This is a genomic window from Hydrogenophaga sp. (assembly GCF_018780075.1).
Taxonomy (GTDB): domain Bacteria; phylum Pseudomonadota; class Gammaproteobacteria; order Burkholderiales; family Burkholderiaceae_C; genus Hydrogenophaga.
On the sequence record NZ_JADMKB010000105.1, the window covers coordinates 40969 to 63865 of the forward strand.

A 22897-nucleotide genomic window follows, 5' to 3' on the forward strand; every position below is an offset into this window, starting at 1 on the left:
CAGGGGGGTGTGCTCGACAGAGGGGGAAGCCCTCTGCAACGGAGTCAATGTAAGGGGGTGCCGTGGGGCCTGTGTAGGGGTTCACGACTAAATCCTGGCCGCGGGTCCACGGGTTTGTGCTGAACCCCGGGGCTTCGGGCATGGTGAAGAATGGCGGGCTGTGCCCGAAACCAACGACCTCAGGAGAAACGCCATGCATTACTTCGTCACCGGTGCCACCGGCTTCATCGGCAAACGCCTCGTCAAGAAACTGCTGGAGCGCAAAGGGTCGGTGGTGCACTTCCTGCTGCGCCAGGAAAGCGAAGCGAAGGTGGCGGCCTTGCGCGAGTACTGGGGCGTGAGCGCGGCGCGTGCGGTGCCGGTGTTCGGTGACCTCACGACCAAAAAGCTGGGCGTGAGCGCCGAGGCCGTGAAGGCCTTGAAAGGGCAGATCGATCATTTCTACCACCTGGCCGCGGTGTACGACCTGGAGGCCGACGCCGAGAGCCAGATCGCGGTGAACGTCGATGGCACGCGCAACACGGTGGAGTTCGCCAAGGCCATTGCCGCGGGGCACTTCCACCACGTGTCCTCGATCGCTGCCGCCGGCCTCTATGAAGGCGTGTTCCGCGAGGACATGTTCGACGAGGCCGAGGGGCTGGACCACCCGTACTTCATGACCAAGCACGAGAGCGAGAAGATCGTGCGCCAGGAGTGCAAAAGCCCGTGGTCGGTGTACCGGCCCGCCGCCGTGGTGGGCGACAGCCGCACCGGCGAGATGGACAAGATCGACGGGCCGTATTACTTTTTCAAGCTGATCCAGCGCATGCGCCAGATCCTGCCGCCCTGGATGCCCAGCGTCGGCCTCGAAGGCGGGCGCATCAACATCGTGCCGGTGGACTTCGTGGTCAACGCGCTGGACCACATCAGCCACCAGAAACGCGGTGGTGGTCAGTGCTTCCACCTCGTGGACCCCATGGGCTACCGCGTGGGCGATGTGCTGGACATTTTGAGCAAGGCCGCGCACGCGCCCAAGATGAACCTGTTCATCAACGCGGCGCTGATGGGCTTCATTCCCAAGAGCGTGAAGAAGGGCCTGATGGCGCTGGCGCCGGTGCGGCGTGTCTACCGCGCAGTGATGCAGGACCTCGGCTTGCCCGAGGACATGATGACCTTCGTCAACTACCCAACGCGTTTCGATTGCCGCGACACCACGGCCGCGCTCAAGGGCAGCGGCATCGCGTGCCCCGATTTCAAGGACTACGCCTGGCGCCTCTGGGATTACTGGGAACGCCACCTCGACCCCGACCTGCACATCGACCGCAGCCTGCGCGGCACCGTGGCCGGCAAGGTGGTGCTGGTCACCGGCGGCAGCTCGGGCATCGGCCTGGCCGCCGCACACAAGTTCGCCGAGGCCGGCGCCGTGACGATCATCTGCGGCCGTGACCAGGACAAGCTCGACGAGGCCTGCAAGGAAGCGAAGGACAAGGGCTACCAGTTCATTCCCTACCCGGCCGACATCGCCGACATGGGCGACGCCGACCGCTTCGTGCAACTGCTCATCGCCAACCACGGCGGTGTGGATTTCCTGATCAACAACGCCGGCCGATCGATTCGCCGAGCCATCGAAGGCAGCTACGACCGCTTCCACGATTTCGAGCGCACCATGCAGCTCAACTACTTCGGCTGCCTGCGCGTGACCATGGGGCTGCTGCCGGGCATGGTGGCCAAGCGCAAGGGGCACATCGTCAACATCAGCTCCATCGGCGTGCTGACCAACGCGCCGCGCTTCAGCGCCTATGTCGCCAGCAAGGCCGCGCTGGACGCCTGGACGCGCTGCGCCTCCAGCGAATTCGCCGACCAGGGCATCTCGTTCACCACCATCAACATGCCGCTGGTGCGCACGCCCATGATCGCGCCGACGCAGATCTACAAGAACGTGCCCACGCTGGCGCCGGAAGAGGCGGCCGACATGATCGCGCAGGCCTGCATCTTCAAGCCGGTGCGCATCGCCACGCGCCTGGGCGTGACGGGGCAGGTGCTGCACGCCTTCGTGCCACGCATCGCGCAGATCGTGATGAACACCAGCTTCCGCATGTTCCCGGATTCGTCCGCGGCCAAGGGCGAGAAGGGCGCGAAGCCACAGTTGTCGCCGGAGGCGGTGGCGATGCAGCAGATGATGCGCGGCATCCACTTCTGAAGCCCCCCGCCGCTGGCAACACCAGCGACCCGTCCTGGGCTTGTCGAAGGGCGGTTCCGCGGTGTTTCCGGATGGAGGGGCTGACGGGCGGCGCGACCTACAATTTGGCGGCCCTCTCTTTTCATTTGCCCATCCGCCATGACCAGCCCTGACCACACCCCTGTCGACCTCTCCCACATCCAGCCCCGCGAAAAGGCCGAGATCCTGGCGCAGGCCCTGCCCTACATCCGCAAGTACCACGGCAAGACCATGGTCATCAAGTACGGCGGCAACGCCATGACCGACCCGGCCCTGCAGCAGGACTTTGCCGAAGACGTGGTGCTCCTGAAGCTGGTCGGCATCAACCCGGTGGTGGTGCATGGCGGTGGTCCGCAGATCGAGACGCTGCTGCAGCGCCTGGGCAAGAAGGGCCAGTTCATCCAGGGCATGCGCGTGACCGATGCCGAAACCATGGAGGTGGTCGAGTGGGTGCTCGGCGGCGAGGTGCAGCAGGACATCGTGGGCCTGATCAACGCCGCCGGCGGCAAGGCCGTGGGCCTGACGGGGCGTGACGGCGCGATGATCCGGGCCCAGAAGCTGCGCCTGGCCGATCAGAAGGACCCGGGTCTGGAGCACGACGTGGGCCAGGTGGGCGACATCGTCAGCATCGACCCCAGCGTGGTCCAGGCGCTGCAGGACGACCAGTTCATCCCGGTGGTCAGCCCGATCGGCTTCGGCGAGAAGAACGAGAGCTACAACATCAACGCCGACGTGGTGGCCGCCAAGCTGGCCACGGTGTTGCAGGCCGAGAAGCTGCTGATGCTCACCAACATCCGTGGTGTGCTGGACAAAGAAGGCCATCTGATGACCGAGCTGACGCCGCGCCGCATCGATGAGCTGTGTGAAGACGGCACCATCTCCGGCGGCATGATCCCCAAGATCGCGGGCGCGCTGGACGCGGCCAAGAGCGGCGTGAACGCGGTGCACATCATCGACGGCCGGGTGCCGCACGCGTTGCTGCTGGAGGTGCTGGGCGACCAGCCCTTCGGCACCATGATCAAGAACCACTGACATGGACACTCGCACGCTCCTGTCCGGAGCGAGGCCTCCGATCCAGGGCACCCGAGGATCCGGCTTCACCGGTTCCAGGGTGCGTCCCCCTCGGGATCGCTAGATGAGACTCTTGCTGGTTGAAGACGACGTGATGGTCGCCAGCGGCATGAAGCTGGGGCTCACCGATGCCGGCTACACCGTGGACTGGGTGGGCAGCGGCGAGCGGGCCGAGCAGGCGCTGGAGCGCGACAGCTTCGATCTGGCGATCGTGGACATCGGTCTGCCCGGGCTCAACGGCCTGGAGCTCACGCAGCGTTTGCGCGTGCTCGGACTCACCATGCCGGTGCTGATCCTGACGGCGCGCGACGCGCTGCACGACCGCGTGCAGGGCCTGGACCTCGGCGCCGACGACTACATGCTCAAGCCCTTCGAGCTGCCCGAGTTGCTCGCGCGCCTGCGCGCCCTGCTGCGCCGTTCGCAGGCCGCGACCTCGGCGGTGCTCGGGCTCGGGCCGCTGGAGATGGACACCGCGCAACGCCGCGTCACCCTCGCAGGGCAACCGATGGAGCTGGGCCCGCGCGAGTGGACGGTGCTCGAATACCTGTTGCTCCAGGCGCCCAAGCCCGCGGCCAAAGACAAGCTGCTGGCGGCCCTGACCGGCTGGGACAAGGAGATCACGCCCAACGCGATCGAGGTCTATGTCTCGCGTCTGCGGGCCAAGCTCGAACCGGCGGGTGTGGCGTTGCGCTCCATCCGGGGGTTTGGCTACCGCCTGGAGCTGACGGCGCCGCCCGACCATGCGCCCCCGGGTTGAACGCGCGGCCTCGGACGGCCTGATCTGGGGCCTGCAGCGCCGCCTGCTGGTGATGCTGTTTCTGCCCCTGGGCATGGTGGGCATGGTCAGCGTGTTTTTCCACTACCAGAGCGCCGGCACGGCGGCCTTGCAGCAGGACCAGCAGCTGCTGCGCCTGGTGCCCCTGCTCGCCGACTCGGTGGTGGTGAGCCAGGACGGTTCCGAGCCCCGCGCGCTGGGGACCGAGCTGGGGCTCGCGCTGCTCCTGGCGCCGCCGGTGGAGGAGTTTCTCAAAGAGCGGGAGGGCTTTGCGGCCTATGGCTTGATGGACGCCAGCGGCCGCTTGTTGCTCGGCGACGCGTGGCTGCCGACGGTGCTGCCTTCGACAGGTGACGCTGAATTTCTGAGTGTGGTGGAAGGCGGTGTCACCTACCGCGTGGTGGCGCAGCGCAACGACACGGCGGCCGGTGAGTTGATCGTGATGCTGGCCGACGGATCGGACGCGCGCCAGCACTGGCTGGACACGGTGCTGGTGCGGGTGCTGTTGCCCAACCTGCTGCTCCTGCTGGTGGCCGCGGCGGCCGTGACCTGGGCCGTGGCCCGCGCCTTGCGGCCGCTGATCGACCTGAAGGAAGCGGTGGAGCACCGTTCCCCGCGCGACCTGAGCCCCATCGACGCCGAGAGCGCGCCCGCCGAAGTGCGCCCGCTGGTGGCGTCGCTCAACCGCCTGTTCTCGCTGGTGAACGACCAGACGCAGGCCCAGCGCCGTTTTGTCGCCGACGCCGCGCACCAGCTGCGCACGCCGCTGGCCGGTCTGCAGGCCCAGGTGGAGGCCTGGGCGCAGGCGGCCCGCTCCATGGGGGAGGGCGATCTGCTGAGCCTGCGCGTGGAACAGGTGCAGCGCCTGCGGGACGCCACCCGCCGGACCTCGCAGCTGGCCAACCAGCTGCTGGCGCTGTCGCGCGCCGACAGCGTGAGCGCCGACACGCAGCCGATGGAGCAGGTGGACCTTCGCGAGCTGTGCGAGAACATCCTCGCGCTGTACCTCGATGCGGCGGCGAACAAGCAGATGGACCTGGGCATCGAGAGCCAGCCCGCCCAGACGCGCGGCCACGCCTGGCTGTTGCGCGAGCTGCTGATCAACGTCGTGGACAACGCGGTGAAGTACACCCCGCCGGGCGGTCGCATCACCCTGCGTTGCGGGCTGGAAGAATCGCCGGCAGGGCGGCGCGCCTGGATGGAGGTCGAAGACGACGGCCCGGGCATCGCCTGCGACGAGCAGCACCGTGTGCTGCAGCGCTTCTACCGCCTGCCCGGCACGCAGACCGAGGGCAACGGCCTGGGCCTGGCCATTGCCGACGAGATCGCGCGCGCGCACCGCACGCAGCTTCAGCTGGCGGTGGGCGCCATGGGGCATGGCCTGCGGGTGCGGGTGAGCTTTGACGCGGTGACACCGCCGCCCGGCGCTGTTGCGCGCTGACTTCAGCGCGGGCCGAGGGCCGACGGGCCTGTGCGAGAATCAAAACAGGGAAGACACACCACGGGCAGGGACTCTCGCCCACCGCCGAAAACCAACGGACCTTTTCGCCCATGACCTCCAGCGCCCCTCTGCCCATGGCCGCCGCCGCTTCCGATGCCGCACCCGAAGCCGCCGACAGCAGCGAAGGCAATGGACGCAAACGGCCCAAGCCGGGCGAGCGCAAGGTGCAGATCCTGCAGGCTCTGGCCACCATGCTGGAACAACCCGGCGCCGAGCGCATCACGACGGCCGCGCTGGCCGCCAAGCTCGATGTGAGCGAGGCCGCCCTCTACCGCCATTTCGCCAGCAAGGCCCAGATGTTCGAGGGCCTGATCGAGTTCATCGAACAGACCGTGTTCGGCCTGATCAACCAGCTGGGCGACCGCGAACCCGATGCGGTCCTGCGTTCGCGCAAGCTGGTCAGCCTGCTGTTGCAGTTCGGTGAAAAGAACCCGGGCATGGCGCGGGTCATGGTGGGCGACGCGCTGGTGTTTGAAAACGAGCGGCTGCAGCAGCGCATGAACCTGTTCTTCGACAAGATCGAGTCGGCCCTGCGCCAGAACATGCGCGAAGCGGCCTTGCTCGTCGGCACCGCCACCCCCACGGTCGATGCCCAGGCCGATGCGTCGGTGATCACCTCGTTTTGTGTGGGGCGGCTGCAGCGCTTCGCGCGCAGCGGCTTCAAGCGCTTGCCCAGCGAAAGCCTGGACCACAGCCTGGCCCTGCTGTTGCCCGAAGGCCGGCTTTAAACGAAGCACCCCCGCCGCGCTTTGCGCGACCCCCTCGAGGGGGCGGCACTGGCCGTCCGGCGAAGCCGGCCCGGCGGTGCCCTGGGCTCACCGCCTCGCGCGTCCGCACCACGCCAAACCGGATGCGAGACTGGGGTGGCATCAAGGCGCGCGGGTTAACCCTCAACGGACCGTTCTTCTGTCGATCTTTTAGGGCCTGGCCCCTAAACAATTTCGACGCCCGTGGCGTGCAGATCGCACGGGTGGCACGTTTTGCGGTAAAAATAGCACGACCGTTCGATTTGCGAGCGGTTTGTTTTTTAACGCACCGCCACCTCGCATGAGCATCACTTCCACCGTCAAGCGCTCTCGCAGCGAACCCGCCGAGGTACGACCCTTGCAGAAGGGGCAACAGACCAAGGCGGCCATCGTCGACGCCGCGCTCGGTCTGGCGACACAGATCGGTCTCGAAGGCCTGTCCATCGGGGCGCTGGCCGAGGTCATGCAGATGAGCAAGTCGGGCGTGTTTGCGCACTTCGGCTCGCGCGAGGAGCTGCAGATCTCGGTGGTGCGCGAGTACCACGCGCGCTTCGAAGAAGAGGTGTTCTACCCCGCCATGAGCACGCCGCGCGGCCTGCCCCGCCTGCGAGCGATGTTCGACAACTGGATGAAGCGCACCTCGGTCGAGATCGACTCGGGCTGCATCTACATCAGCGGCGCGGTCGAGTTCGACGACCGGCCCGGCCCGGTGCGCGACGCGCTGGCGAGTTCGGTCAACACCTGGCTTTCCGCCATGCGCCGCGCGGTCGAGATCTCCATCGAAGAAGGCCACCTCGCACCCGACACCGACGCGGCGCAGATGGCGTTCGAGATCCACGCGCTGATCCTGGCGTTGCACTACGAGGCCCGCTTCCTGCGCAGCCCCGACTCGGCCAGCCGCGCCGTGCGCGCGTTCGAGAACATCGTGACCCGCTTCGGGAGCGCCCCCGCGCCAATCGCGCGCAAGACCACCAAAACCCCAGCCTCCGCACGCACGCAGGGCTGATTTCCTTTTCGCCTTTTCACAAACCCAGCACAGGAGTTTCCCCATGCCCGTTTACAACCCGCCCCTGCGAGACATGCAGTTTGTGATGCACGAAGTGCTCAAAGTCACCGACGACCTCAAGTCCATTCCGGCACACACCGAGATCGACGCCGACACCATCAACGCGGTGCTGGAAGAGGGCGGCAAGTTCGCATCCCAGGTGATCTTTCCGCTGAACATCAGCGGCGACACCGAAGGCTGCAAGCTCGACCAGAAGACGCACGAAGTCACCACGCCCAAGGGCTTCAAGGAAGCCTACAAGACCTATGTGGACGGTGGCTGGGCGGCGCTGAGTTGCGACCCCGAGTTCGGCGGCCAGGGCCTGCCGCTGGTGGTGAACCAGTGCATGTACGAAATGATGAACTCGGCCAACCAGGCCTGGGCCATGTACCCCGGTCTGACGCACGGCGCCTACGCCGCGCTGCACACCTACGGCACCGACGAGCAGAAGGCCGCCTACCTGCACAAGATGACCAGCGGCGAATGGACCGGCACCATGTGCCTGACCGAACCGCACTGCGGCACCGACCTGGGCCTCATGCGCACCAAGGCCGAGCCGCAGGCCGACGGCACCTACAAGATCACCGGCAACAAGATCTTCATCAGCGCCGGTGAGCACGACATGGCCGACAACATCATCCACCTGGTGCTGGCCCGCCTGCCCGACGCGCCCCCCGGCATCAAGGGCATCAGCCTGTTTGTGGTGCCGAAGTACCTCGTGAACGCCGATGGCTCCTTGGGTGAGCGAAACGGCATCTACTGCGGTGGCCTGGAACACAAGATGGGCATCCACGGCAACGCCACGGCGCAGATCGTGATCGACGGCGCCATCGGCACCCTGGTGGGCCAGCCGCACAAGGGCATGCAGGGCATGTTCGTGATGATGAACGCCGCCCGCCTGGGCGTGGGCAACCAGTCGCTGGGCCTGACCGAGGTGGCCTACCAGAACGCGCTGGCCTACGCCAAGGACCGCATCCAGATGCGCAGCCTGTCCGGCACCAAGGCCAAGGACAAGCCCGCCGACCCGATCATCGTGCACCCCGACGTGCGCAAGATGCTGCTCACCGCCAAGGCCTACGCCGAAGGCGGCCGGGCGCTGGCCATTTACAGCTCGGTGCTGCTGGAGAAGGTGCACAACCACCCCGACGAGAAGGTGCGCAAGGACGCCGACGAGATGCTCTCGCTGCTGACGCCCATCACCAAGGCTTTCCTGACCGACAACGGCTACCAGGCGGCCACCATGTGCCAGCAGGTTTTTGGCGGCCACGGCTACATCAAGGAATGGGGCATGGAGCAGTTCGTGCGCGACGCGCGCATCAACATGATTTACGAGGGCACCAACACCATCCAGTCGCTGGACCTGCTGGGCCGCAAGGTGCTGGGCAACAACGGCGCCACGCTCAAGAAGTTCGGCAAGCTGGTGGGCGCGCTGGTGATGGAAGAGGGCGTCAACGAGAAGATGGCCGAGTTCATCAACCCGCTGGCCGTGCTGGGCGAGCAGATCACCAAGTTCACCATGGAGATCGGTTTCAAGGGCCTGCAGAACCCCGACGAGGTGGGCGCCGCCGCGGTGGACTACCTGCGCGTGGCCGGTCACCTGGTGTTCGGCTACTTCTGGGCCCGCATGGCGCAGGTGGCGCTGCGCGAGATCGCGGCCGGCAACACCGACCCGTTCTACGTGGCCAAGCTGCAGACCGCGCGCTTCTATTTCGCCAAGCTGTTCCCCGAGACCGCGACGCTGATGCGCACCGCGCGCTCGGGTTCAAAAGTGCTGATGGACACCGACGCCGCCCTGGCGTAAACACGCGATTCCCAACAACCACCAGGAGACTTCCATGATCAAGACCGTTGTGAGCACCCTCGCCCTGTCGCTGGCATCGCTGTCCGCGTTCGCGCAGATGTCGCCCGTGGGCCTGTGGAAAACGATTGACGACGACTCGAAGAAAGAGAAGTCCCTGGTGCGCATCAAGGAAAACAACGGCGTCTACAGCGGCACGATCGAAAAGCTGCTCGACCCGACCAGCAAACAGGACGCGGTGTGCGACAAGTGCACCGACGAGCGCAAGGACAAGCCCGTGCTGGGCATGACCATTCTGCGCAACCTCAAGCAGAGCGCCGACGACAAGACCGTGTACGACGGTGGCGACATCGTCGACCCGAACAACGGCAAGGTCTACCGCACGCGCCTCAAACCCGTCGAAGACGGCAAGAAGCTGGAAATGCGCGGCTACATCGGCCCGTTCTACCGCACCCAGGTCTGGATAAGGGTGGAATGACACCCCTGCCGCGCTTCGCGCGACCCCCTCAAGGGGGCGACACCTGCGGCCCGGCAAAGCCGGTTCCGCGGTATCCCTCGATCAACACCCCTCGCGCGTTGCATGGCGCGTAAAGGAACTCAACGAATGAACCGATTTCAAGTGAAGAAAGTCGCCGTGCTCGGCGCAGGCGTGATGGGCGCGCAGATCGCCGCGCACCTGGTCAACGTCAAGGTGCCGGTTGTGCTGTTCGACCTGCCTGCCAAGGAAGGCCCGAAGAACGGCATCGTGACCCGCGCGATCGAGAACCTGAAGAAGCTCAAGCCCTCACCGCTGGGCGTGGTGGCCGATGCCGACCTGATTGGTCAGGCCAACTACGAAGAGCACATGGATCAGTTGAAGGACTGCGACCTGATCATCGAGGCCATCGCCGAGCGCATGGACTGGAAGCTCGACCTGTACACGAAGATCGCGCCCTTCATTGCGCCGCACGCCATCGTCGCGTCCAACACCTCGGGTCTGTCGATCACCAAACTCTCCGAGGTGCTGCCTGAGGCGATCAAGCCGCGCTTCTGCGGCATCCACTTCTTCAACCCGCCGCGCTACATGACGCTGGTGGAGCTGATCAACACCCCGACGACCGGAGCCCAGATCCTCGACGACCTGGAAGCCTTCGTCACCAGCGGCCTGGGCAAGGGCGTGGTGCGCGCGAAGGACACGCCCAACTTCGTGGCCAACCGCATCGGCATCGCCGGCATGCTGGCGACGATGAAGGAGGTGGAGAACTTCGGCCTGACCTACGACGTGGTCGACGACCTGACCGGCAAGCGCCTGGGGCGCGCGTCCAGCGGCACCTTCCGCACCGCGGACGTGGTGGGTCTGGACACCATGGCCCACGTCATCAAGACGCTGCAGGACAACCTGAACGAACAGACCGATCCGTTCTACGGCAGCTTCGGCACACCGCCGGTGCTGGCCAAGCTGATCGAGCTGGGGAGCCTGGGCCAGAAGGCCAAGGCCGGCTTCTTCAAGAAGGTGGGGCGCGACATCCAACGCTTCGATCTGGAGAGCGGTGAGTACGTGCCTGCCGGCGAGAAGGCCGACGAGGTCTACGGCCGCATGCTCAAGCGTCCGGCCGCCGAGCGCCTGAAGCTCTTGCGCAACGCCGAAGGCCCGCAAGGCCAGTTCCTCTGGGCGATTTTGCGCAACGGCTTCCATTACGCCGCCGTGCACCTGGCCACCATCGCCGACACCGCGCGCGATGTGGACCAGGCCATGCGCTGGGGCTTCGGCATGAAGCAGGGCCCCTTCGAGCTGTGGCAGGAAGCCGGCTGGCTCGAAGTCGCGAAGATGGTCCAGGAGGACATAGCCGCGGGCAAGGCGCTGAGCAAGGCACCGCTGCCCGACTGGGTGTTCAAGGGCCCCGTGGCCGAGGTCGGTGGCGTGCACACCGCCCAGGGTTCGTGGAACCCGTCCAAGGGCGTGTTCGAAGCGCGCCGCTCGCTGCCGGTCTATGAGCGCCAGCACTTCCCCGAGCTGCTGCTGGGCGAAGCCGGGCCGAAGTTCGAGACCGCTGGCACCACCATCGACGAAAACGACAGCCTGCGCACCTGGACGCTGGACGGTCAGGTGCTGATCGCCAGCATCAAGACCAAGATGCACGCCATCAGCCCCGAGGTCTGCGAAGGCCTGATGGCCGCCATCGATCTGGCCGAGTCGGAGTACCAGGGCCTGGTGGTCTGGTCGGGCGACGAGCCCTTCAGCGCCGGCGCCGACCTGCAGGCCATGCTGCCGGCCTTCATGGCCGTGGGCGTGGCCGCCATCGAAGACGCCGAAGGCTTCATGCAGCAGGTGATGCTGCGCCTGCGTTACGCCAACGTGCCGGTGGTCAGTGCCGTGCGCGGCCTGGCGCTGGGCGGCGGTTGCGAACTGGCGGTGCACAGCGCGCGCCGCGTGCTGCACATGGAAAGCTACGTCGGTCTGGTCGAAGTCGGTGTGGGCCTGGTGCCCGGCGCCGGCGGCCTGACCTACATCGCGCGCCGCGCGGCCGAGAACGCCGAGACCTCCACGGGCAAAGACCTGCTGCCCTTCCTGACCGAAGGCTTCACCGCCGCGGCCATGGCCAAGGTCGGCACCAGCGCCATCGAGTCGCGCCAGCTGGGCTATGTGCTGCATTCCGACCTGATCGTGCCGCACAAGGACGAGTTGCTGTTCGTCGCCATCAACGAAGCGAAGGCACTGTTCGCGGGCGGCTACCGCGCGCCGCACAAGCGCCTGTTCCCTGTCGCCGGCCGCGACGGCAAGGCCACCATCCTGGGCAGCCTGGTCAACATGCGCGACGGCGGCTTCATCAGCCAGCACGACTTCCACATCGCGTCGCTGATCGCGAATGTGGTCACTGGCGGCGATGTCGAACCCGGCACGCTGGTCAGCGAGGAATACCTGATGACGCTGGAGCGCCAGGCCTTCTGCTCGCTGATCGTTCACCCGAAAACGCAAGAGCGCATTCTGGGCATGCTGAACACCGGCAAGCCCGTCCGCAACTGAGGAAGCGACATGAGCAAACAGATCCAAGACGCCTACATCGTCGCCGCCACCCGCACGCCCATCGGCCGTTCGCACAAGGGTTCGTTCAAGCACCTGCGGCCGGACGACCTGCTGGCCCACGCGCTGCGCGCCGCCATGGCCCAGGTGCCGAACCTGGACCCCAAGGCCGTGGAAGACGTGATCGCGGGCTGCGCGATCCCCGAAGCCCAGCAGGGCCTGAACGTGGCGCGCATCGGCGCCATCCTGGCCGGCCTGCCCAACTCGGTGGGCGGCATCACCGTCAATCGCTTCTGCGCCTCCGGCCTGTCGGCCGTGGCCATGGCGGCCGACCGCATCCGCGTTGGTGAAGCCGACGTGATGATCGCAGCCGGTGTGGAGAGCATGAGCATGGTGCCCATGATGGGCAACTCGCCCAGCCTTTCGCCCACCATCTTCCGCAACACCGACGACATCGAGAGCTACGGCATCGCCTACGGCATGGGCCTGACGGCCGAGAAGGTGGCGCAGCAATGGAAGGTGAGCCGCGACGCGCAGGACGCGTTCGCGGTGCAGTCGCACCAGCGCGCCGTGATCGCGATGAAGAACGGCGAGTTCAGCGACGAGATCACGCCGGTGGAAGTGACCGACCGCAGCGTGAACCTGGAAACCGCCGAGGTGTCGACCAGCAGCCGCATCATCAGCCTGGACGAGGGCGCGCGCCCCGACACCAGCCTGGAAGGCCTGGCCAAGCTGCGCACCGTGTTCGCGGCGCGCGGCTCGGTGACGGCGGGCAACAGCTCGCAGACCAGCGACGGCGCGGGTGCGCTGATCCTGGTGAGTGAGGCTGCTCTCAAACGCTACAACCTCACGCCGCTGGCCCGCTTCGTCAGCTACGCGTCGCGCGGCGTGCCACCGCACCTGATGGGCATCGGCCCGATCGAGGCGATCCCGGCGGCGCTGAAAAACGCCGGCCTGACGCAGGACCAGATCGACTGGTTCGAGCTCAACGAAGCCTTCGCCGCGCAGTCGCTGGCCGTGGTGAACACCCTGGGCCTGGACCCGGCCAAGGTCAACCCCATGGGCGGCGCCATCGCGCTCGGCCACCCGCTGGGCGCGACGGGCGCCATCCGTTCGGCCACCGTGGTGCACGCGCTCAGGCGCCACAACAAGAAGTACGGCATGGTGACGATGTGCGTGGGCATGGGGCAAGGGGCGGCGGGTATCTTTGAGCGGGTGTGACGCCATGAACGCGCATGTCTTTGACCAGGCCATCGCGCTGACCGCCACCGGCGACGGCCAATACACCGGCGCCACTTCATCGGCCTACGCCAACATGGTGGGGCCTTTCGGTGGCATCACGGCGGCCACGGTGCTGAACGCGGTGATGCTTCACCCGGCGCTGCTGGGCGAGCCGCTGTCGCTGACGGTCAACTTCTGCGCGGGGCTGGCCGACGGGCCGTTCGAGGTGTCGGCGCAGCCGGTGCGCACCAACCGCTCCACCCAGCACTGGGTGATGGCGATCACTCAGACCAACGCCGCCGGCGAGGCCGAGACCGTGACAACCGCCTCGGCCGTCACGGCCGCGCGACGCGAGACCTGGAGCGTGGACGACGAAGCCATGCCGGCCGTCCCAGTTCCGTCCGAGGTGTCGCCGTACACCGTGCCCTCACCGGTCGAGTGGATCCGGCGCTACGAGCTGCGGCCCATCGAAGGCGCGATCCCGCCCACCTGGGACGGCACGGGCAGCGACAGCCGCTCGCGCCTGTGGATGCGCGAGGCGGTGCCGCGGCCACTGGACCTGTGTGGCCTCGCGGCGCTGGCCGACGTGTTCTTCCCGCGCGTCTGGCTGCGCCGCGCCACGCGCGTGCCGGCCGGCACGGTGTCGATGACGGTGTACTTCCACGCCGGCTCGGCGCAGCTGGCCGAGGTCGGCCACGGCTGGGTGCTGGGCCAGGCGCGGGCCCAGGCCTTTCGCAACGGCTTCTTCGACCAGACCGCGCTGCTCTGGAACGAGGCCGGGCACCTGCTGTGCTCCAGCCACCAGGTCGTTTACTACAAGGAGTGACGGTCCGGCGCCGGGCCGCCCCAAGCCGGATCAGCCCCCTCGGGGGGCAACGACACGCGCAGCGGCGGAGTGTGGGGGCCTGATGTTCACGGTCGGCCCAGGAACAGGTACAGCCCCGTGTAGCCCTTGGGCGCGCTGACCACGCCCAGGTACAGCGGGCCGACCCCGGTGTCGGCGCCGATGAACAGGCTGGTGCCGGTGCGCAGTCCCTTGAAGCTGATGTCGCGGCGGCTCGCCCAGGCGTTGCCCGCCTCGATCGACCCGCCCGCGAACAGCGCGCGCGCCACGCTCACGTTCCAGGGCAGGCGCTGGTAGTAGGTCAGCCGCCCGAACAACAGGTAGTTGCCCGCGACCTGGCCCACGCGGTAGCCCGAGAGCTGCTGGAAGCCTCCGAGCGAGTACTCGTCGATGGCGCCCGCGGGGATCTGCGTGGCGCGCGCGAAGCGGCCGCCAAGGTTGAAGCTGTGGCGGCCCCAGGTGCGCACCGCCGTGCCGCTGCTCTCCAGCCGCGAGAAACGGGTGCTCGCCCCGCTGCCGAGGCTGCGCCGGCCGCCCGCCAGCTCGCCCTGCAGGCGGTAGCCCGACGAGGGGAAGTTGGCGAAGTCCAGCTGGTCCGAGATCACCGCCGCGCGCACGCCGGCGTCGCGCCACTTCTGCGAGCTGATCGCCTCGCTCGTGTTGACCACGCTGGCCGACACCAGCTCGGGCACGGCTTTGTTCAGCCCCAGCTGCAGGCCCACGCGCAGGTCGCCATAGCGGCCCAGGATGCCGATGGGCCAGCCGATGTCGGCGCCCAGCCGCAGGCCCTGGCGCCGGCCAATGCCCAGCGCGCTGCCGTCGCTGCCGTACACCTCGACGCGCTTCAGGCTGGCGTCGGTGTAGGCGGCCACGAAGGCTTCGTTGGCCTGGCCCAGGGGCTGGTACAGCTCGGAGTAGCCTGCCAGCGTTTCGCCCAGCTGCAGCCGGTTGCGCCATTCGGCGCCGAGGTCGTTGAGCCAGTGGCGGTTGTGGCTGATCAACAGGTTGAAGGCGCCGCGCCCCTCGAAATCGGTGCGCAGGTCCATGCCCAGCCGCAGGTAGTTGGGGCCCCAGTCGTTCTCGCGCAGGCTCACCACCAGGGTTTCGTCGGTGTTGCCGCGCTCGCGCTCCAGCCGGTAGTCCACGCGGTCGTAGTCGCCGCTGGCGGCGAGCTTCTGCAGATCGGCCTCGATCTGCTTCACGTCCACGCGCTGCCCCGGTGCGGTGTCCAGCGTGTGCGCGAGCTGCTCGGCGCGCGCCCCGGGCACGCCCTCGAAGCGCACCGCCTTCACCTGGCCCATGCGCTCCGCGTAGGCCTGCGCGTTCATGCCGCGCGCCGCGCGCCATTGCGCGTAGCTGGCCTCGTCCACCGCAAAGCGCGCCAGCGCCTCGCGCATCGAGCGCGCGTGGTCGGTGCCGATGCCCACCAGCGCCTTCGCCTGATCGAAATCGGCCGAGGTCAGCTTGCCCAGCGGTGGCTGCAGCAGCAAGTCGCTGGGCGTGAGCGTGGCGATGCTGGCCTGCACGTTCTGCTCGGTCAGGATGTTGACCATCTGCGTCGTGATGCCCAGCAGGCTGCCCAGGGTCTCGCGCCCGGCCAGCGGCGTGCCGATGTTGACCGCGATGATGACGTCCGCGCCCATGCGCCGCGCCACGTCCACCGGCAGGTTGTTCACCAGCCCGCCGTCGCCCAGGATGCGGCCGTCCACTTCGAGGGGCGAGAACACGCCGGGCACCGACATGCTCGCGCGCAGCGCCGCCGCGAGGTCGCCGTGGTCCATCACCACCGCCTTGCCGGTTTCCATGTCGGTGGCCACCGCGCGGAACGGCGTGGGCAGGCCGTCGAAGGTGGCGAGCAGGCGGGTCGAGAGCGTGTAGCGGCGCAGCAGCATCTCCAGCGAACGCGTGGACACCGCGCCCGTGGGCAACCGGAACTCGCCGTCGCGAAAGCCCACCTGCAGCACCGGCGAGAGCTCGAAGTCCTCTTCCTTGCGGCGTTGTGAGAGCAGCTGGCGCGGTTCGCGCCGCTCGAACACGTCGCCCCAGTCCACCGCCAGGATCTCTCGCTCCAGGTCCTCGGCCCCCATGCCACTGGCGTAGAGCCCGCCGATGATCGCGCCCATCGAGGTGCCGACGATGACGTCCACCGGCACCCGCGCTTCTTCCAGCACCTTGAGCACGCCCACGTGCGAGATGCCGCGCGCCCCGCCGCCCGAGAGCACCAGGGCCACGCGCGGCTTGCTCACGACCGTGGCGGGGGCCGTCGTGGTCTGTGCGAGGACGGGGCTGGCGAGCAGCAGCGACAGCAGGCCCACCGACAGGGTGCGGGCCAGCGAGACAAGGGGGTGAAGTGGCATGGGCGGCACTCGCAGAAGCTCGGGTGAGTCGCAGTGTAGGGGCCTCGGCGCCGTGTCGCCGATTGGGCACGGTGCTCCAGACGGCGCGCCGCTTTCATGTTAATTTGGCGCCCTTCTTCGCGTGCCCCGTTCCCTGTGGCGCGCGCCCCATCTGCCCAACACCGATTGACCATGAGCGACATCCTCGTCCACACCGAAGCCGGCGTCACCACGCTCACCTTCAACCGCCCCGACAAGAAGAACTCCATCACCGCGGCCATGTACGGCGCGCTGGCCGATGCGCTGGCCGCGGCCGAGGTCGACCCGGCCGTGCGCGTGGTGGTGTTCCAGGGCAACGAAACCACCTTCAGCGCCGGCAACGACATCGGCGATTTCCTCAACAACCCGCCCGCCACCGAGGACTCGCCGGTGTTCCGCTTCCTGCGCGGCATCGCGCAGTTCCGCAAGCCGGTGCTGGCAGCGGTGTGCGGCCCGGCCGTGGGCATCGGCACCACGCTGCTGCTGCATTGCGACCTGGTCTACGCGGGCGACAACGCCGCCTTCTCCATGCCCTTCGTCAACCTGGGCCTGTGCCCCGAAGCGGCGTCGAGCCTGCTGGTGCCGCAGATGATGGGTTACCACCGCGCCGCCGAGGCGCTGCTGCTGGGCGAGCCTTTCATGGCCGAGGCCGCGCTCGAAGTGGGCCTGGTCAACCGCGTGCTGGCGCCGAGCGAGACCACGGTCTACGCCCAGGCCGTGGCGCGCCGCCTCGCCGCCAAGCCGCTGGCCTCGCTGATCGAGACCAAGCGCCTGATGAAGAAGGGCAATGCCGCACAGGTCATGGCGGCCATGGCGGAAGAGGGCGCGAGCTTCGGCCGCATGCTCGGCGAGCCGGCGGCGAAGGAAGCCTTCGGCGCTTTCATGGAGCGCCGCAAGCCGGATTTCTCTGGCCTCTGAACCCGGCCGCCGGGCTCGGGTTCAGGCGCCCACCCGGCCCAGCTGCGTGGCCAGCCCCTGGATCAGCGTGGCGGTTTCCTGCGCGGAGCCGGCCACGCCATAGACGAGGTTGTCGGGGCGAACCAGGGCCGCCACGCACTGGTGGCGCTGGAACCAGGCCTCGGCCACCCCATCCAGCTCCTGCGCGTCGCGGCTGCCCAATGCCACCGTGCGCAACCACGGCGGCGTGGGCACCCCGCCGGTGAGGGCGAGCGACGGCGCCAGCACGCAGCGCCAGCCGTTGCCTGCCACCGCGTCCATGCGCTGGGCATGCTCCCCGGCGGCGAGCCACGGCTGAGGGAACAGGCTGCCGCGCGCGGCATGGGTCTGGGGGGCCAGCAGGCCGGTCTCCAGCGCGGGCAGGATGTCCTGGCGCGGCGTGTCCTGGACCACGCCGTCGCAGGCCGCCAGCAGCTGGGCGTCGCGCGCGCGGGCCTTCACCGGGTCGCGCTCGCAGATCACCGAACCCACGTGTTTGATGCGGCTGGTCAGCTCGCGCACATGGGCCTTGCGCTCGGCGCCGTAGCTGTCGAGCAGCGCCTCGGCGTGCGCGCCCGTGACCTCGCCGCGCAACACGGCGGCCAGCTTCCAGGCCAGGTTGCTCACGTCGCGCACGCCCTGGCACATGCCCTGCCCCAGGAAGGGCGGCTGCATGTGCGCCGCGTCGCCCGCAAGGAACACCCGCCCTTGGCGCCAGTCCCGCGCCACCAGCGCGTGGAAGCGGTAGCTCGACTGGCGCCACAGCGTGCCGTCCTCGGGCGTGAGCCAGCGCGCGAGCAGCTTCCAGGTGGCCTCCGGGGTGGCGGCCTGCTTCGGGTCTTCGCCGGGCTTGAGCGAGATCTCCCAGCGGCGGTGGTTCTTCGGGCCGATCACCATCGTGCACGGCCGCTCGGGCTCGCAGTACTGCACGCTCACCTGGGGCAGTTTGGCCAGCCCGCGTTGATTCACCCGCACGTCCACCACCAGCCAGGGCTCGTCGAAATCGAGGTCGTCGAGGGGCATGTCGAGCTGGGTGCGCACCCCGCTGGAGCCGCCGTCGCAGGCGATGGCGTAACGCGCGCGCACGGTCTTGTCGGCACCCGGTGCCGAACGGATCGACAGTTCGACGCCCTCAGCGTCCTGCGTCAGACCCGTCATCTCCACGCCCAGCTCCACCACCACGTTGGGCAGTTGGGCCACGCGCTCGCGCAGGATGCGCTCGACCTCTGGCTGGGTGAACACCATCGAGGGCGTGTGGCCCTGCGGGTAGGGCGGCGCCACCATCGTCATGCGGCGGATCAGCTGGCCGTCCACGCCGAAGTACTCGGAGGGCGTGAAAGGCTCGCAGAACGGCAGCACCGCGTCGGCCACGCCCAGCTGCTGGAACACCCGCATGATCTCGTGGTCCAGCGCGATGGCGCGCGGGATCTCGTAGACCTCGGTGAGGCGGTCGCACACGTGCACGCTCAGGCCTGCCTGACCGAGCAGGCCGGCCGCCACCACCCCAGAGGGTCCATAGCCCACGATCGCCACATCGAACAAGCGTTCCATGCTCACGTCCGCTCATTGACGATGGGGTTGACCAAGGTGCCGATGCGCTCGATCTCCACCTCGAAGCTGTCGCCGGCCTTCATCCACACCGGTGGCGTGCGCGCCTGGCCCACGCCGGCGGGCGTGCCCATCACGATCACGTCGCCCGGCGCCAGCGTGAGCACGTCGGCCAGCAACGCGATGGTTTCCGCGACGCTGAAGATCATGTCGCTGGTGTTCGCGTCCTGCATCACCTGGCCGTTGAGGCGGCCCTGGATCTTCAGGCCCTTCGCACCGGGCGGCAGCTCGTCGGCCGTCACCAGCACCGGGCCGAAGCCGCCGGTGCCGTCGAAGTTCTTACCGATGGTCCACTGCGGTGTGCGCTTCTGGTAGTCGCGCACGCTCATGTCGTTGAAGCAGCTGTAGCCGAACACGTAGGGCAGCGCGTCGGCCTCTTTTGTGTGACGGGGCACGCGCCGGCCGATCACCACCGCGAGTTCTGCTTCGTAGTCGAACTTCGACGACACGGTGGGCACCACGCCGGCGTCGTTGTGCGCGATCAGCGAGGACGCGCCACGGAAGAAGAACCACGGGTAGTCGGGCTTCTCGCGCCCGCCTTCCTTGGCGTGGTCGAAGTAGTTGAGGCCCAGGCACACGGTCTTGCCGGGTTCGGGCACCAGGGGGGCGAGCATCGCGCTGGCAAGCGGCTGTCGCTCGAAATGTCCGGCCAGCGCGGCGCCTGCAGCGGCGTGCAGGTCCACGCCGGCCTGGAGGGCCTCGCGCAGGTCGCTGGGCACCTGGGGCTGGGCGTCGTTGAGGTCGATCAGGTCGGTGCCGTCAACCACGGCGAGGCGGGGCGCGCCTTGGCGCAGGTAGGTGGTGAATTTCATGGTGCGGGTTGCTTTCAGGGAACGGATTCAGGGAGCGGGCACGAACAGCACACGGCGCTGCGCTGCCTTCAAGGTGGGACCAGGCGGTGGCGAGATGCCCCACTGGTCGACCCGGCCGGGCGGCCACGCCCAGTCGGCGGGGCCACGCGGCCGGTAGCTTTCGTCGACCTGCTCGACCTCGGCCGTGTACTCGATGACGACGCCGAAGGGGTCGATGAAGTAGTTGAAGAGGTTGTTGCCCGGGCCGTGGCGCCCGGGGCCCCACTGAATGGGGTGGCCTGCGTCCTTCATGCGGCCGCCGCCGCGCATCACCGAGTCGGCGTCGGGCATCAGGAAAGCGATGTGGTTGAGCGCGTCGTTGTCGCTCACGCCCACGGCCAGCGTGTGGTGGTCGTGGTTGCAGTTCATGAAGGCGATGGCCACGGTGCGGTCGGCCAGCGAGAAGCCCAGCGCCTCGGTCAGGAAGCGCTGCGTGTCGTCCACCGCGTGGCTGTTGAGCACCACGTGCGTGAGGCGCTGCGGCCGGTCGCGCTGCGGGCCGAGATCGGGCTGGCGAGCGTCGCCGTGCACCACCTGGAACATCCGGCCATGGGGGTCGCGCAACGTGAGGCCTGTGCCACCGGCCGGGTTCCTCGTGAGCGGGCCGACGGGCGAGACGATCTGGCCGCCCGCGCGCGGCACGGCCTCGGCCACCGCCTGCAGCGCCTGGGCGCTGCGCGCGCGCAAGGTCACCTGCCGGATTTGCGGCACCGGCCCACCGGCGTAGAGCGCCAGCAGGTGGTGGTCGCTGCCGGTGCCGCGCAGGTAGAGCGCGTGCTCGCTGCGGTGTGCCACGTCGAGGCGCCACACCTCGGTGTAGAAGGTTTCGGCCTGTGCGAGGTCGGGCACGTTGAGCGCCACGCTGCGCACCGCTTCGATCCAGGGGGAACTCATGGGGTGATCGCTTTCTGCAGGCCGAGGAAACGCTCGGCGTTGTGTTGCACCAGGCGCGCAACGGTGTCGGCGTCGAAGCCGGCTGTCTCGATGCGCTGCACCGGGGTGTGGTCGTGGAAGTTGAAGGGGTAGTCCGTGCCCACCATCAGCTGTGTGTCGCCGAAGCTGGCCACCAGGTGGCGCAGCGTCGGCGTATCGAACACCAGCGTGTCGTAGAACAGACGGCGCGCCTGCTCGGCCGGGGCTTGCTGCACCGCATCGCGCAGCGCCGGGAACACGCCCCAGCCCTGCTGCAGGCGCGGCAGCAGCGAGGCCAGGGTGCCGCCGCCGTGGCTGAAGGCGATGCGCAGTTTGGGCCGGCGCACCAGCAGGTTGGTGGTGATCACGGACGCGGCCGCCAGGCCCACGTCACCGGGGTAGCCCAGCACCTGCTGCAGCGGCGGAGGCCCCACCAGGCGCTCCATGCCGGCGGGCCGGATGGCGTGCACGAACACCGCCGCGTCCAGCGCCTCGCACGCCTCGAAGAAGGGGTCGAACTGTGGCGCGCCGATGGGCACGCCGTTGATGTTGCTGCCCACCTCCACGCCGGGAAAACCAAGCACCTTGACCACGTGCTCCAGTTCGCGGATCGCCAGGTCCATGTCCTGCATCGGCACCGCGCCCAGCCCCGCAAGGTGACCGGCGCCGTCGACCACCATGCCCGCGATCTGGTCATTGAGGAAACGCAGCAGCTGTTGCGCGTCGGCCGGCGCCATCCAGTGCGACAGCAGCTCGGGCATGGGCGACATCACCTGCAGCGCCAGGCCCATGCCGGGCAGATCTTCCAGGCGCTTGGCAGGGTCCCAGCACTTGTCGGATACCGTGCGGTAGTTCTTGCCCGCGATCGTCACGTGGCGGTGGCAGGGCTGCGCCGGTGCCATCGACGGCCAGTCGGCCGGCAGGCTGCGGCCGATGTAGGCGGGAAAGTTCTCCGGCACGACGTGCGCGTGCACGTCGATGCCGCAGGTGCAGGGGGCCAGCGTCGCCACGCGCGATCACTCCGCCGTGATGCCCAGGGTCTTGACGACCTCGCGCCAGCGCTCGTGCTCACCGCGCATGAAGGCCTCGAACTCCGCCACCGACATCTTCTGCTCGGCCAGCGAGCCCAGGGCCTGCATGCGTTGCACGACCTCGGGCTGGCGCAACACAGTTTCCAGATCGCGGTTCACGCGCGCGATCACCTCGGGCGGCGTGCCGGCCGGTGCGAACACGCCGTTCCAGCCGGTGTACTCGAAGCCGGGGAAGGTTTCGGCGAGTGACGGCACCGTGGGCATGTCGGCCTGGCGCTGCGCGGTGCTCGTCGCCAGCGCGCGCACCTGGCCGCTCTTGATGAACGCGGTGAGCGCGGCATCGGGCAGGCAGACGAGCTGGATGCGGCCACCGATCAGATCCTGGATCGCCTCGGAGCCCTTGGTGTACGAAACGTGGTTGAACTTGCCGCCGGCCTTGCCGGCCACGCTGTCGGCCAGCATGCCGGAGAAGGTCTTCGGCCCCTCGGTGCCCATGGTCACCGTGCCCGGCTGCGCCTTCGCGGCGGCCAGGGCCTGCGCCAGGTCCTTGAACGGGGACGCGGCGGTGGTGGCGATCACGAAGGGGCTGCGGCCGACCAGGCGCACCGGGGCGAAGTCTTTCACCGGGTCGTAGGGCAGGGTCTTGAAGGTGAAGGCGTTGGTCACCATGGCCGCCGTGGTCGCGTAATAAAAGGTGTAGCCGTCGGGCGCCGAGCGTGCCGCCGCCTGGGCTCCGATCACGTTCTGGCCGCCCGGCCGGTTCTCGATCACCACGCCCGGGGTCCACAGGCGCGCCAGCTGCTCGCCGACGAATCGCGCCAGGATGTCGGGACCCGCGCCTGCGGGCTGCGAGAGGATGAATTTCACCGGGCGCTGCGGCCAGGCCGGGGTCTGTGCCAGCAGCGGGCTGGCGAAAGGCAGCAGCACGGCTGCGCGGGCAAAGTCTCGGCGTTGCATGGTTTGTCTCCTGTAAAGATGCGGTGCC

General features: G+C 68.2%; 18 protein-coding genes. 12 read left to right on the top strand and 6 right to left on the bottom strand.

Annotated features, from left to right (window positions below; genetic code table 11):
* Positions 1-193 precede the first annotated feature (193 nt).
* From IV088_RS17385 to IV088_RS17435, 11 genes are all read left to right on the top strand, one after another.
* Complete coding sequence (locus IV088_RS17385) at positions 194-2179, top strand: SDR family oxidoreductase (RefSeq protein ID WP_291104765.1); 1986 nt, start codon at positions 194-196, stop codon at positions 2177-2179.
* Positions 2180-2317: 138 nt separating this feature from the next.
* Positions 2318-3229, top strand: coding sequence for an acetylglutamate kinase (gene argB / locus IV088_RS17390; protein WP_291104767.1), 912 nt, complete (start codon positions 2318-2320; stop codon positions 3227-3229).
* Positions 3230-3332: 103 nt separating this feature from the next.
* Positions 3333-4025 (top strand): response regulator transcription factor, encoded by a 693-nt coding sequence (locus IV088_RS17395; protein ID WP_291104769.1) that lies wholly within the window; start codon positions 3333-3335, stop codon positions 4023-4025.
* Positions 4009-5484 carry an ATP-binding protein gene (locus IV088_RS17400; protein ID WP_291104772.1) on the top strand — a complete coding sequence of 492 codons (1476 nt, stop codon included), beginning with the start codon at positions 4009-4011 and terminating at the stop codon, positions 5482-5484. Before IV088_RS17395 ends, IV088_RS17400 begins: the two co-directional genes overlap by 17 nt.
* Positions 5485-5618: 134 nt before the next feature.
* Complete coding sequence (slmA, locus tag IV088_RS17405) at positions 5619-6272, top strand: nucleoid occlusion factor SlmA (RefSeq protein WP_291104965.1); 654 nt, start codon at positions 5619-5621, stop codon at positions 6270-6272.
* A gap of 319 nt (positions 6273-6591) precedes the next feature.
* Positions 6592-7296: a TetR/AcrR family transcriptional regulator gene (locus IV088_RS17410; protein WP_291104774.1), complete on the top strand. Its 705-nt coding sequence runs from the start codon at positions 6592-6594 to the stop codon at positions 7294-7296.
* A gap of 43 nt (positions 7297-7339) precedes the next feature.
* Positions 7340-9136, top strand: coding sequence for an acyl-CoA dehydrogenase C-terminal domain-containing protein (locus IV088_RS17415; RefSeq protein ID WP_291104775.1), 1797 nt, complete (start codon positions 7340-7342; stop codon positions 9134-9136).
* A gap of 34 nt (positions 9137-9170) precedes the next feature.
* Positions 9171-9611: a DUF2147 domain-containing protein gene (locus IV088_RS17420; protein ID WP_291083784.1), complete on the top strand. Its 441-nt coding sequence runs from the start codon at positions 9171-9173 to the stop codon at positions 9609-9611.
* A gap of 126 nt (positions 9612-9737) precedes the next feature.
* Positions 9738-12137, top strand: coding sequence for a 3-hydroxyacyl-CoA dehydrogenase/enoyl-CoA hydratase family protein (locus IV088_RS17425; protein WP_291104778.1), 2400 nt, complete (start codon positions 9738-9740; stop codon positions 12135-12137).
* A 9-nt stretch (positions 12138-12146) separates the two neighbouring features.
* On the top strand, positions 12147-13355 hold the full coding sequence (locus tag IV088_RS17430; protein ID WP_291104781.1) for an acetyl-CoA C-acyltransferase: 1209 nt from the start codon (positions 12147-12149) through the stop codon (positions 13353-13355).
* A 4-nt stretch (positions 13356-13359) separates the two neighbouring features.
* Positions 13360-14181 (top strand): thioesterase family protein, encoded by an 822-nt coding sequence (locus IV088_RS17435; RefSeq protein WP_291104784.1) that lies wholly within the window; start codon positions 13360-13362, stop codon positions 14179-14181.
* An 86-nt stretch (positions 14182-14267) separates the two neighbouring features.
* On the opposite strand, the gene IV088_RS17440 is transcribed toward IV088_RS17435, so the two are convergent.
* Positions 14268-16556, bottom strand: coding sequence for a patatin-like phospholipase family protein (locus IV088_RS17440; protein ID WP_291104786.1), 2289 nt, complete (start codon positions 16554-16556; stop codon positions 14268-14270).
* Between the two features lie 171 nt (positions 16557-16727).
* Here IV088_RS17440 and IV088_RS17445 point away from each other — a divergent pair, with 171 nt between their 5' ends.
* Complete coding sequence (locus tag IV088_RS17445) at positions 16728-17492, top strand: enoyl-CoA hydratase (RefSeq protein ID WP_291104788.1); 765 nt, start codon at positions 16728-16730, stop codon at positions 17490-17492.
* Between the two features lie 21 nt (positions 17493-17513).
* Here the strand turns inward: IV088_RS17445 and IV088_RS17450 are convergent, their stop codons facing one another.
* Genes IV088_RS17450 through IV088_RS17470 form a run of 5 tightly spaced genes read right to left on the bottom strand, consistent with a single transcriptional unit; the run spans position 17514 to position 22869 of the window.
* Complete coding sequence (locus IV088_RS17450) at positions 17514-19061, bottom strand: bifunctional 3-(3-hydroxy-phenyl)propionate/3-hydroxycinnamic acid hydroxylase (protein ID WP_291104790.1); 1548 nt, start codon at positions 19059-19061, stop codon at positions 17514-17516.
* Positions 19062-19063: 2 nt separating this feature from the next.
* Complete coding sequence (locus IV088_RS17455; protein ID WP_291104792.1) at positions 19064-19930, bottom strand: fumarylacetoacetate hydrolase family protein; 867 nt, start codon at positions 19928-19930, stop codon at positions 19064-19066.
* A gap of 27 nt (positions 19931-19957) precedes the next feature.
* A complete protein-coding gene (locus IV088_RS17460; RefSeq protein ID WP_291104794.1) occupies positions 19958-20863 on the bottom strand; it encodes a VOC family protein in 906 nt (301 codons plus the stop codon).
* Complete coding sequence (locus tag IV088_RS17465) at positions 20860-21891, bottom strand: amidohydrolase family protein (RefSeq protein ID WP_291104795.1); 1032 nt, start codon at positions 21889-21891, stop codon at positions 20860-20862. The genes IV088_RS17460 and IV088_RS17465 overlap by 4 nt, the downstream gene beginning before the upstream one ends.
* A gap of 6 nt (positions 21892-21897) precedes the next feature.
* Positions 21898-22869 (bottom strand): tripartite tricarboxylate transporter substrate binding protein, encoded by a 972-nt coding sequence (locus IV088_RS17470; protein WP_291104798.1) that lies wholly within the window; start codon positions 22867-22869, stop codon positions 21898-21900.
* Positions 22870-22897 lie beyond the last annotated feature (28 nt).

What these genes read in the sequence shown, in the direction of transcription:
- IV088_RS17445 (WP_291104788.1), top strand. Translation starts at nt 16,728, where the DNA reads ATGAGCGACATCCTCGTCCACACCGAAGCCGGCGTCACCACGCTCACC.
- IV088_RS17415 (WP_291104775.1), top strand. Translation starts at nt 7,340, where the DNA reads ATGCCCGTTTACAACCCGCCCCTGCGAGACATGCAGTTTGTGATGCAC.
- IV088_RS17395 (WP_291104769.1), top strand. Translation starts at nt 3,333, where the DNA reads ATGAGACTCTTGCTGGTTGAAGACGACGTGATGGTCGCCAGCGGCATG.
- IV088_RS17470 (WP_291104798.1), bottom strand. Translation starts at nt 22,869, where the DNA reads ATGCAACGCCGAGACTTTGCCCGCGCAGCCGTGCTGCTGCCTTTCGCC.
- IV088_RS17450 (WP_291104790.1), bottom strand. Translation starts at nt 19,061, where the DNA reads ATGGAACGCTTGTTCGATGTGGCGATCGTGGGCTATGGACCCTCTGGG.
- IV088_RS17440 (WP_291104786.1), bottom strand. Translation starts at nt 16,556, where the DNA reads ATGCCACTTCACCCCCTTGTCTCGCTGGCCCGCACCCTGTCGGTGGGC.
- IV088_RS17460 (WP_291104794.1), bottom strand. Translation starts at nt 20,863, where the DNA reads ATGAGTTCCCCCTGGATCGAAGCGGTGCGCAGCGTGGCGCTCAACGTG.
- IV088_RS17400 (WP_291104772.1), top strand. Translation starts at nt 4,009, where the DNA reads ATGCGCCCCCGGGTTGAACGCGCGGCCTCGGACGGCCTGATCTGGGGC.
- IV088_RS17455 (WP_291104792.1), bottom strand. Translation starts at nt 19,930, where the DNA reads ATGAAATTCACCACCTACCTGCGCCAAGGCGCGCCCCGCCTCGCCGTG.
- IV088_RS17430 (WP_291104781.1), top strand. Translation starts at nt 12,147, where the DNA reads ATGAGCAAACAGATCCAAGACGCCTACATCGTCGCCGCCACCCGCACG.
- IV088_RS17410 (WP_291104774.1), top strand. Translation starts at nt 6,592, where the DNA reads ATGAGCATCACTTCCACCGTCAAGCGCTCTCGCAGCGAACCCGCCGAG.
- argB (WP_291104767.1), top strand. Translation starts at nt 2,318, where the DNA reads ATGACCAGCCCTGACCACACCCCTGTCGACCTCTCCCACATCCAGCCC.
- IV088_RS17385 (WP_291104765.1), top strand. Translation starts at nt 194, where the DNA reads ATGCATTACTTCGTCACCGGTGCCACCGGCTTCATCGGCAAACGCCTC.
- IV088_RS17420 (WP_291083784.1), top strand. Translation starts at nt 9,171, where the DNA reads ATGATCAAGACCGTTGTGAGCACCCTCGCCCTGTCGCTGGCATCGCTG.
- slmA (WP_291104965.1), top strand. Translation starts at nt 5,619, where the DNA reads ATGGCCGCCGCCGCTTCCGATGCCGCACCCGAAGCCGCCGACAGCAGC.
- IV088_RS17435 (WP_291104784.1), top strand. Translation starts at nt 13,360, where the DNA reads ATGAACGCGCATGTCTTTGACCAGGCCATCGCGCTGACCGCCACCGGC.
- IV088_RS17425 (WP_291104778.1), top strand. Translation starts at nt 9,738, where the DNA reads ATGAACCGATTTCAAGTGAAGAAAGTCGCCGTGCTCGGCGCAGGCGTG.